The organism is Legionella norrlandica, assembly GCF_000770585.1.
Classification (GTDB): domain Bacteria; phylum Pseudomonadota; class Gammaproteobacteria; order Legionellales; family Legionellaceae; genus Legionella; species Legionella norrlandica.
In genome coordinates this window covers 1-10147 of record NZ_JNCF01000085.1, presented here as the reverse complement: position 1 = coordinate 10147, position 10147 = coordinate 1, and the positions used below count along the sequence as shown (strand labels likewise).

Below are 10147 nucleotides of genomic sequence, written 5' to 3'. Positions count from 1 at the left end.
CCAAGCTAGCGTATGCTCGAGGTTCTGAATGATTTCTGTTGCTGCATTATCAAGATAAGTTTCTTTTAAAATTGTTAATTCTTTATTTTCTTCCAATCCTGCAAGCTGATTTACTCTAAGCATATCACTAATAATTGACTGCATACGGAATTTTTCCGCAAATTTCTCTTTGCTTAGCCATCGACTTTCATAGTCAATTAATACCAATTGAAGAGCAAGAAAATTATCGGCATTAATCACTCTATTGATTAGTGATCTTTTCACGCTGGAAGACAATGAAGAGTTATTGATTTCTTTACTAATGTCTCTGGCAAATAACTTCAGTTGGCTGTTCACAAAAGCTAATCGATAAGGCTTAAATCACCATCAAAATAACTTAACATGGCACCATTAACTTCTGTTGCGGACTCCAAATAACGATGACTGCGTTTTTTCTCTTGAGCCGCTTCCTTTTTGTTTAAACGAGCTGCCAATTTGTTCCATTTTATTTGCTCACTTAACTCAACATTCTCCAAATATTTACAACGTAATGCATTGATAGAACCTTCGACGAATCTATTTTCTGTTTTTGCTTTCAACTGGCTACGTTGATTATTCCAGATGATCGTGACGGATTGTTCATACTCTTGTAATGCAGTTTCTAACTCACTTGTTTGCAAACGATACTCATCTCTACGAACATAAGGATTGGAGTACATTTTCTTGGGATCAGAATCTTCTAAGCACTTTATCCATTGTTTCTTTAATGCATGACTCAACTCTTCTCTTTGGACGAATAGCTCATTATCCAGTTGTCCCCATTCTGATTTGGGATAAATCAGATGCAAAAATGCTTGCCATTCTTCAAATTGACTCAAAACTACTTGCTGAATGTTAGAAACTGATTGGATGAAATACTGTTTTACTGCGACTTCTTCCCTTCTTCCCTGTTGAATTTTTTCCAGAGATTTCAATATATTCTGTTTGTCTTCCTTAGTTTTAAAAGCCCATGAATGTGATTTAACACCGTCTCCCTCATAAACAACAACATAGTGCCCTGGCTTACCATCTTTGGATATCCCATTTATAATCTTTTTAGTAATATCAGGAGTATCCAAATAAGCTTGTATTGTTAAAAAGCCTTTAGGATATTTTGTCTTAAAGTCTACGTCTTGAAGCAATGGCTTGGTAATAATAGTTATAGTATTTGCATTCCCCGCTTGTTCTTTAATCCATTTTTGTTTGCCTTTCTCGGGCTCATCACCTGTGAAAATACCTATTTCATATTTTTTGTTGTCATCCTTAAATTGTATTGTTAATGCATCACTTAATCGAGCGGCCTGATTAGCGTCTTTTGCAACTAAAACAATTGGTTGTCCGGGCGCAACATTCAAGATGGCCTGTTTAATACTTTCAAAATGCTCCTGGGAATCAGGTATATGAATATTTGATTCATCCTGCAAATTCTTCTTAAAAGAAGAAAAACGATAACCCTTGTCCATATCAAATTTACTGGATTGCTTAACTAATTCAGAGCTAATCTCTTCTATTTCTGCAATCCTTACAATGCGCCCCTTCTCCTTATAACGATCAAAAAGCAAAGAAAAATTAGACAAGATTCTGCCGTTTACTATGGAAAAATCAGGGTTATTAAGAATGAGGTTGCTGGAAACAGGATAGCCGTATTTATCCTTAGACAATTCTTCATCCTCTATCTCTGCATGAGTATGGTAGGAAGTCAAATCAGAAATTGTAGAATAATTGATGCCTTCAATTTGATAGGTCCCCGCCTCAGAATTGGCCTCTATCACAGAGGAAGGAATACCCAAATAAGTGAAGAAATTTCTATCACCTTTATCTTTATAATCCTGTGCTGCTAATCCATGATTAGCAAAACACACATCAACAGTTCCCCCCCCTCCAAACACCCATTGCATGGCAGCAAGAATTGCAATAGGAGCGCTCTGGTTTCTATCAGTACCCATTTCCATTAACAAATTTTGCTCTTGATGATGCAGTGAAAGCAAAACAGAGATAATTTGTGTGGCATTGAGGAATAATCCTGTACTGCGGAAATATTGCTCGCGCATTATTGCAATTAATTTTAATTTAGCGCGCAATACATCCTCCTCATTAGAGTCTGGTTTTTTAATCTCCATGATTAATAAATCTGACAATTCCCGTAGCTTATCCCGACTTAACTTCGTTAAATCAATATAAGTTTTATCAGCTATTTTTAGAGGATAATCCTTGCCTATGGCATTAACATAAACTGCTTGTTGCGCTAAATCATATTGTTCTTTACTTGATACACCAGTCTCGTTGAGAGCGTTCTGAATATTAGAAATAACTCCTTGTATCTGGGTTGTTTCAAATTGTTCATTGAGAATCTGATCTTTAAACCTAACCCAATTACCTTCCTTACTAAGTCTTGGAGCTCTTGCACCCATGGGATCTCTATCAAATGAGTCAATAAAATCCTTTAACTCCCTTGAGTCTTCACGTAATTTTTCAGCTAAAAAATCCAAAGCAGGATAAGGAGGATATTTGAATAAAGCAGATACCTCGTTTATTAAGATACTATGAACCTCAAGTCCAGATAATATATTGAGCAATAATTCAATTTTTTCAGGATGTGCATTTTCCCTAAGCACGGTAAATATTCTTCCCCACTGCTCATCTTTCAATTTACTTTTCTTATTGAATAAATAAATATTATTTAGGAGTTGTTCCAGTTTTTTCTGCTCTGGATTTAAATTTTCAGGAACTAGATGTATATTATAGAGACAGGAATTCGGTCGTAAAAGAAATTGGCTTAACTCTTTAGCACTATCAGGATCATAATTATCACAACTTATAAATAAATCGATTTCTTTAGTAGCAGAATCAATTTGTTCATAATTCCTTACTAAATAATCCGTAAATTCCTTAATGCTATTAAAAACTAATTGATTTAAAGTAATTTTCATGTCCTGAATTCCCAGAAAAGATGGCCCTATTATAAGCAGCCCGCATGGAATACCTAGCGGTTTTTTTATCCAACCTGACGTCCACCTTTCAATTTTGCTCAATCAGTAAAATGCTTAAGTAGAATAGCTACGCGCACTTTGTTCTTCAATCACAAAATTGAAATCTAAACATTAGTTTGGCAAATAAAACGCTAGGTATTCCATGCGGGCTGCTTATTTAAATTGAACAAAATATAGCATATAAATGCTTAAGAAATCCTGAATAATTTGCTTAATCTCTTTACATTAAAATGACTCAACCTATTTCAATGGACTTTAAAAAAAATTTGCTTAAATATCCAATACAGCATTTAATAGCTGCTTGGTATAAGGATGTTCAGGTTGTTTCAGTACTTTTGCACAAGAACCATGCTCTACTGCCAAACCATCTTTCATAACTAACACTTCATCAGCAATATAAGATACCACTCCCATATTATGAGTTATGAATAAATAAGCTATGCCATTTTGCTGTTGTAACTCTTTTAATAAGTTGAGAATTTGCGCTTGAACAGAAACATCAAGCGCACTGGTTGGTTCATCACAAATCAAAATATCAGGTTCAGTTGCCAAAGCTCTTGCAATACATATCCTTTGTCTTTGCCCCCCAGAAAACTGGTGGGGGTATCGATGTAAACTAGTGCTTGGTAAATTAACCTGTTCAATAAGATATTTTTGTTGTTTCTTGATATAAGAAGACTTCATACCTTGAGCATACATGCCTTCTGCTATTATCTCTCCAACTGTCATCCTTGGATTCATAGAAGAAAAAGGATCTTGGAAAATTATCTGAACTTTTTTTCTATATCCTCTTAAAGCTCTTCCTTTTAAAGATAATACGTCTTTATCCTTATAGTTTATTTTTCCGCTCGCTACTGGCAATAATCTCAATAAAGCACGACTTGCTGTTGTCTTACCGCAACCTGACTCTCCTACTAAGGCTAATGTTTTACCCTTTGATAAAGTAAGAGATAATCCATCAACAGCCTTAAAAACCATTTTATTGCAACTCAAAAATCCTTTTTTTTGAATAAAATGAACAGATAAATTATCAACTACTAATACGGTCTCTGTCTTTTCATCAGAGGGTTTCCAAATTATTTTATTTTTGTCCAAGGATGGTAATTCGTTCAGATCAGGATATAAATGACATCTTAATAAGCGATACTCTATTTCTTGCAACTGAGGCTCTTCTTGGTAACAACGTTCAAAAGCATAAATACAACGCGTGTGAAACCGGCAACCTGATGGCATAGATTCTAAAGTTGGGACCGTACCTGCAATAATCGATAATTTCTCATTCCTTTTTGAAAAAGAAGGCAATGAGGATAAAAGTTGCTGAACATAGGGATGGCAGACTTTTGAAAAAAAATCCTTTACCGAGGCTTGCTCTACCACTTGTCCGGCATACATGATACAAATTCTATCTGCCATAGCTTTTGCTACACCTAAATCATGAGTAATCAATAGCAAACTCATGTTGTATATTTTTTGGATTTTTCTTAGTAAAGCTAATATTTGTGCCTGGATCGTAACATCCAAAGCAGTAGTAGGCTCATCGGCAATAAGGATATCCGGGTTACATGCCAAGGCCATAGCAATCACTACCCTCTGCTTCTGGCCTCCTGATAATTGATGTGGATATTGATGAATTCTCATATGGGGCTGAGGCATTTCAACCTCATTTAATAATGAAATAGTTCTTTCTTTTATTTCAGCCGCTGTTAATGATTGATGCTTTTTTATAGCCTCCGCAATTTGCTCACCAATAGTCAATACTGGATTTAATGCAGTCATCGGCTCTTGAAAAATCATGGCAATCCTACGCCTCTTAATTGCCTCATCATTTTCTCGGGTAGATTTAGAATATCTTCTCCATGTACCTTGATTTGGCTATCAACCCCATATATTCCAGATTTGGGCAACAAACGCATCACAGCCAAGGAAGTTAAGGATTTGCCACAACCTGATTCGCCCAAGAGAACGAGAGTTTCTCCTGGATTTAGGGAAAAACTTACCTTATCCAGAGCAATGATTATCTTATCAGGGCTTTTAAATGCAACAGATAATTGATTGATTTCAGCGGTATCTTGCATGGGTTATCAACACAAATAATAATACTTACACTCTAGCAAGAGTAAGGTTGTTATAGCAAACAAATATTTATGGTAAAATACCTACCAGAGAAAATTCAAAATTCTAAAATTGAATGATTGAATTTAGGCGTTCTCTAGATGCCCGCTCCCTCACGGTCGCGGCTCAGTTTGTGGTTAAACCGAGCCGCGACCGTGAGGGGACGGACAAAACAGTAAGCCTATTTCAATTTGATAGATAGATGAGTGAAAGCCAATGTCAGAAAATTACACTGCCGAAGCGATTGAGGTCTTAAGTGGTCTTGAGCCGGTTCAACGACGTCCCGGTATGTATACCGACACCACGCGCCCAAACCATCTGGCTCAGGAAGTCATCGATAACAGTGTGGATGAAGTGCTTGCAGGTTTTGCCAGCCGAATTATCGTCACTTTACATGAAGACGGTTCCATTGAAGTCGAAGATGATGGTCGTGGCATGCCAGTCGATTTACACCCTCAATTAGGCCTAAGTGGTGTCGAGGTCATTATGACTAGACTGCATGCTGGAGGCAAATTTTCGGATAAAAATTACAGCTTTTCGGGGGGGCTGCATGGGGTGGGGGTATCGGTCGTCAATGCTTTGTCTGAACGAGTTGATGTTACCATCAAGCGTAACGGTATTATTTATCAAATGACCTTCGCCAATGGCGAAAAATTATGCGAATTAAATGAAACAGGCACCACCAAAAAAAGAGATACAGGTACTAAAATACGTTTTTGGCCTAATGGGAAATACTTTGATACCACAAAAATCTCCTTAAAACACCTCACTCACGTTTTAAGAGCCAAAGCAGTATTGTGTAGCGGGCTATCAATGACTTTCATTAATAAAACCGCTAATGAAGAAATGCATTGGTGTTATGAACAAGGCTTAACGGATTATTTAAAGCAAACCTTATCTGCTGACTATCTACCTGAAGAACCGTTTGCGGGTGAATTCAAAAGTGATGATGCCACTGTGGATTGGGCTCTTGTTTGGTCAGAGGCTGCCAATAGCAATTTAAATGAAAGCTATGTGAATTTGATTCCAACTATCCAGGGCGGAACCCATGTCAATGGACTTCGTTCTGGTCTATTTGATGCCATGACTGAATTTTGTGAGCTGAGAAATCTGCTTCCTCGCGGAGTAAAACTCACTGCTGACGATCTATGGGAACCATGCCAATACGTTTTATCAGTCAAAATGAAAGAACCTCAATTTGCTGGACAAACTAAAGAACGATTAAGCTCCCGCCAAACATCCGGGCTTGTTAGCAATGTCATTAAAGATGCCTTCGCGCTTTGGCTGAATCAGCATCGCAATCAAGGTGAGATCATTGCTGCCCTGGCAATAGAACGAGCACAAAAACGCTTAAAACAAGCAAAGCAAGTGGCACGCAAACGAATCCATCAAGGCCCTGCGCTCCCTGGGAAATTAGCCGATTGCCTACAAACTGATTTAAGTCAAGCAGAACTTTTTCTGGTCGAAGGTGATTCAGCTGGCGGTTCAGCAAAGCAAGCTCGCAACAAAGATTACCAAGCCATTTTACCCTTGCGTGGAAAAATACTTAACTCATGGGATGTGGACTCTTCACAAGTTCTAGCTTCCCAAGAAATCCATGATATCTCTGTGGCCATAGGCGTTGATCCGGGTTCTATCGATTTGAGTGGGCTTCGCTATGGGAAAATCTGCATCCTTGCAGATGCAGATTCAGACGGAGCTCACATAGCAACTTTAATCTGTGCTTTGTTTTTACGGCATTTCAAACCGCTAGTGAAAGCAGGTCATGTTTTTGTAGCCATGCCCCCTCTCTATAGGATAGACGCAGGAAAAATTGTTCATTATGCCCTCGACGACGAGGAAAAAAACAGCATTGTCCAACAACTTACCGAAACTACCAGATCAAAAGTAAATGTTCAACGATTCAAAGGACTAGGAGAAATGAATCCCATGCAACTCAGGGAAACAACTATGGATCCTAATAGCCGACGTTTAGTTCAGCTCACCCTCGACGATGAAGAACAAACGGAGGCCACCATGGACATGATGCTCAATAAGAAACGAGCTGCTGATAGAAAAATCTGGCTGGAAACAAAAGGAAATCTTGCCGAAGTCTAAATAGGATCAGCTTAATTCTACCATTTCAACAAGGGTATTATATTGGAATAATCATCTGTCCACAAAAATTGATTATCGTCTGCGACAAAGCGCCAATTAGATTCCTTCATAATTTTAAAAGCTAAAGTCTGACTTGACGTAAGCAATGCCCACTCCGAATTAAATTGCCCTAATTTTCTATCTCCTTTATGGACTAAGTACAAAGTGATCATATCCAAAGAACGTCCTATCGCATTAATAACCGGAAGTATCTGAAGATGTCTATTGCTCGAATTTATCAATATAACTCCATCTTCTGTAATTTTTTGCTTGTATAAGGTAAATGCTTCAAGCGTCATTAAATGCATGGGAATAGCATCAGAGTTAAATGCGTCTAATATTAATAAATTCTGCGAAGCATCAGGAATATTTACCAAAGCTAAACGTCCATCACTTTTAATAATTTTTGTGGAAGGAGGACAATCACGTACGTATGTGAATAATTTAGTGTTTCTAGCTAAATCAATAACTTGTTGATCAATCTCAATGACTTTTACATCATCAGCAGCACGAAATTGACATAACAAAGTTCCCATACCTAACCCCAGTATCGTTACAGACAAAGGATTAAATTCCTGCTTCAGCGCATCAACAACCGGAGAGATAGCACCATAATATGTTCTGAGACCATTAATTTTCTCATTCATCACCTGTATCCCATGAAGAGTCGATTGACTGATCAAGGCATGCACATTATCTTTCTCGAATACTTGTTTTACTCCATAAAAATTCCTTTTTTGCCATAAAATATGTTTATCTTGTAGCGGTGGAAAATAAATAAACATAAATAAAATCAGCATAGATAAAACAAGATTCATTTTATTGTGATGCCAAATAACTATGATTCCCAAGGAGAGAATAGCCACTATATGAAAAGTTGAAAAAAACTTAAGTGGAGGAATTTCAGGGAGCCAATAATGAGATATAAGTAAGGCTAATACAACCAGAGGTACCCACCAACCCCGAGTAGTTTTAGGTAAGGGAAGGACTAATAAGAATAATAAAATTGCCAAAGGATATTCATAAACTTGATTAAACCAATTTGGAGCAATAATCCCATTAAAAATGCCCGCTAAAACCCCACCTAAAGACAAACAAAAATAAAATAATGTTAACCGTTGCGGTTTCGGCCTTCGTTCAAATAATTGGCCATGGCAAATCAATGCCAAGACAAAAAAACTTAAAAGATTGAATAATATCAATTGCCAAACACGTATTTGATTCACTCCCAAAATAAACCCGATAATTGTAAATACCAGGAAAAAAAGACAATTACGAATCAGCCATTTTTGTGAAATTAGCGGCTTGGATGTGAAAGTAAAGACAAAAGACAATAAATATAAGGCTAATGGTAAAACCCAAAATAATGGTGTAGCAGCAACATCAGTGGTAATATATAAAGTAACCCCTAACATTAAGCTGCATGGAATAAAGCTCAAGAAAATCCAATAACCCATCTCACGCCAGGGCCAAAAATCAAATTCCTTTTTTTCAACTTTCAAAGGTTGATATTTAGGAAAAAATAATACTGTCGCCAGAAATAATAAATAAATCGCAAATCCAATGTTCCAGAAATGAAATTGATAAGTTAGGCCAACAAACCGCTCTATCACCCAAGGATAAAACAGCAGTGCGAGTAAACTTCCTAAATTACTGGATATGTATAAATAATAAGGATCCCCCGCACCCTTGCTTTGCGTTTGGCTATAGGCAAATTGCAATAAGGGGGCCGAAGCACCAATAACTAATAAAGGCAAACCTAATTGAACTAACAAGTTATGTAGAATAGCCCACTCAGGCTGTCCACCCTCAATAGTCGGATGAAATAACAAAGGAAATGCAGAAAAACTCAGAATGACTAAACCTGTATGAATAAAACGCCAAATCCAAGGTCTCCTAATTTGGCTTAAAATCCAAACATAGCCATAAGAAATCAATAGTACGAGTTGGAAAAAAAGCACACAAACAGTCCATACCGCTGGCGTTCCTCCATAAACTGGCAACATTACTTTTGCAACCATAGGTTGAATGCTGAATAAAAGAATAGCGCTTAAAAATAGACTGACTGGAAATAAAAATCGAAACACAAGGCGATCCTTAGCTAAAAATATTATCAAGTCGATTTAGTAACATCTTGTATTTACTTTGTTTTAATGCAAAAGACCTATTCTACGATTACAGTGGTATTTCTACAATGAGTTTATTTCATATAAATAGGCCTGCTGACAATTGCTCAGAAGTGTCCATATGCCGCAGTTTGTCCGCAAGGATGGCGATATCTCCGCACCTTTAGATGCCGCGAACAAACCCTGAAGATCCTAGTGAGATTAACACTATGGATTAATACTTATCAATTTTGAAAATTAATTTCTAATGTCTGCCTTTATTTCTTTTCTTTTGATGCTTCTAACATCCAATGGGCTTTTTCATGAGCGGCAATTCGATCACTGAGGATGGTGACTGTTCCTTCATCTGCGTTTTCCTGAGCAATTTTTATTGCTTGATTCAAGTCTTTTACTATTGACAGATTATCTTTAGCCAGCTCAATTATCATGTCATTAGCGCTTAACCCAGAATCACCATCTTTGATTGTTTTCAATTGATTAAATTCAGTAAAAGTAGCTGGTGCTTTATGGCCCATGACTCGAATACGTTCTGCAATTAAATCCACCGCCTCAGCTAACTCTTTATATTGCATCTCAAATAATTCATGCAAACTTTTAAATTGAGGTCCGGTCACATGCCAATGGTAATTTTGAGTCTTTAGATACAGTGCGTAAGTATCGGCAAGAGCAACTTCCAATTTCTTAATTACTTTACTCATCATTCTTTCCTTGTTTTTATTGATGTCAGCTTAGAATAATCTAAATAGCTAAAGAACAAAATAAAAA

5 protein-coding genes and 1 pseudogene are annotated in these 10147 nt (G+C 37.0%); 1 reads left to right on the top strand and 5 read right to left on the bottom strand.

The genetic code is table 11. From position 1 onward, the window contains the following. The 3 genes and pseudogenes from OK13_RS16215 to OK13_RS16210 form a co-directional block, all read right to left on the bottom strand. Positions 1 to 923, bottom strand: a pseudogene (locus OK13_RS16215) (hypothetical protein); the annotation flags it as partial. A 2355-nt stretch (positions 924 to 3278) separates the two neighbouring features. After that, positions 3279 to 4823, bottom strand: coding sequence for a dipeptide ABC transporter ATP-binding protein (locus tag OK13_RS12790; protein WP_420911432.1), 1545 nt, complete (start codon positions 4821 to 4823; stop codon positions 3279 to 3281). After that, positions 4799 to 5083, bottom strand: coding sequence for an ATP-binding cassette domain-containing protein (locus OK13_RS16210; protein ID WP_420911431.1), 285 nt, complete (start codon positions 5081 to 5083; stop codon positions 4799 to 4801). Before OK13_RS16210 ends, OK13_RS12790 begins: the two co-directional genes overlap by 25 nt. Positions 5084 to 5336: 253 nt before the next feature. Between OK13_RS16210 and parE the strand changes: the two genes are divergently transcribed. After that, positions 5337 to 7217, top strand: coding sequence for a DNA topoisomerase IV subunit B (gene parE / locus OK13_RS12785; RefSeq protein WP_035891365.1), 1881 nt, complete (start codon positions 5337 to 5339; stop codon positions 7215 to 7217). A 17-nt stretch (positions 7218 to 7234) separates the two neighbouring features. Here parE and OK13_RS12780 read toward each other — a convergent pair whose 3' ends face one another. Both OK13_RS12780 and OK13_RS12775 read right to left on the bottom strand, forming a co-directional pair. Beyond that, positions 7235 to 9343 (bottom strand): spermidine synthase, encoded by a 2109-nt coding sequence (locus tag OK13_RS12780; RefSeq protein WP_052117688.1) that lies wholly within the window; start codon positions 9341 to 9343, stop codon positions 7235 to 7237. A 296-nt stretch (positions 9344 to 9639) separates the two neighbouring features. Then, positions 9640 to 10080 (bottom strand): Dps family protein, encoded by a 441-nt coding sequence (locus tag OK13_RS12775; protein ID WP_035891363.1) that lies wholly within the window; start codon positions 10078 to 10080, stop codon positions 9640 to 9642. Positions 10081 to 10147: the final 67 nt, after the last annotated feature.